General features: G+C 66.8%; 1 pseudogene. It reads right to left on the minus strand.

Annotation, left to right across the window (positions count from 1 at the left end):
- Positions 1–90: 90 nt before the first annotated feature.
- A pseudogene (locus AB0H53_RS29110) lies at positions 91–938 on the minus strand (IS5 family transposase).
- Between the last annotated feature and the right edge of the window lie 131 nt (positions 939–1,069).

Here is a 1,069-nt window from a genome sequence, read left to right on the forward strand (position 1 = left end):
TCATCCGACAGGATCAACTCGGCCTTTGGCCGCCCAGTACGTCCCACAGGCCAAGCTTATACATCTGAACAGAACTCCTGACTCAGAAGACTAGGGGGGGTCCGGAAAGTCGTGGAGCCAGAGGCGGAGGCAGGCGAGGGGGACCATGGCTTGGTAGTGGCGTGCTCGTTTGTCGTAGCGGGTGGCCAGGGCCCGGTTCTGTTTGAGCCGGCTGAAGCAGCGTTCGATGACGTTGCGACGCCGGTAGGCGGTGCGGTCGAGGCGGCAGAGTGTTTCGCCGCGGCGGATGCGTCCGTTGATCTGGTCGATCCGCTCCGGGATCGTCACGGCGATCCCTCGGCGCCGGAGGTAGGCGCGGATCTTGCGGGCCGAGTAGCCCTTGTCCGCGACCACGCGGTCGGGCCGGGTCCGGGGCCTGCCCGGCCCCGGCCGGGCGACCTTGATCCGGTTCATGACCGCTTCGAACTGGGTGCAGTCGTTGACGTTCCCGCCGGTCACGGTGAACGCGAGCGGGCGGCCCCGGCCGTCACAGGCGAGGTGGATCTTGCTGGTCAGCCCGCCGCGCGACCGGCCGAGGGCCTCGCCTTCCCAGGTCCCCCTTTTCGGGCCCCGGCCGCGTGCTGATGCGCCCGGACCGTGGTCGAGTCCACGCAGACGATCGTCCAGTCGACCTGCCCGACGGCGTCGGAGTGCTGCTGGACATGGGCCAGCAGCCGGTCCCAGGTGCCGTCGGCGGACCAGTGCCGGAAGCGTTCGTAGACCGTCTTCCACGGCCCGTAACGCTCTGGCAGGTCTCTCCAGGCGGCACCGGTGGACAACTTCCACAAGATCCCGTTCACGACCTGGCGCCGGTCCCGCACCGGCCTGCCCATCCGACCCGGCGCCAGCAACGGAGCGATCAACGCCCACGACTCATCCGTCAGTTCATGTCGACGCACCACGAACGGAGCAATGAGCCATCGACTTTACGGACACGGCCTAGTCTTCTGAGTCAGGAGTTCTGTTCAGATGTATAAGCTTGGCCTGTGGGACGTACTGGGCGGCCAAAGGCCGAGTTGATCCTGTCGGA

Origin of the sequence: Streptomyces sp. NPDC050856 (assembly GCF_040653855.1) — a bacterium.
Lineage (GTDB): Bacteria > Actinomycetota > Actinomycetes > Streptomycetales > Streptomycetaceae > Streptomyces.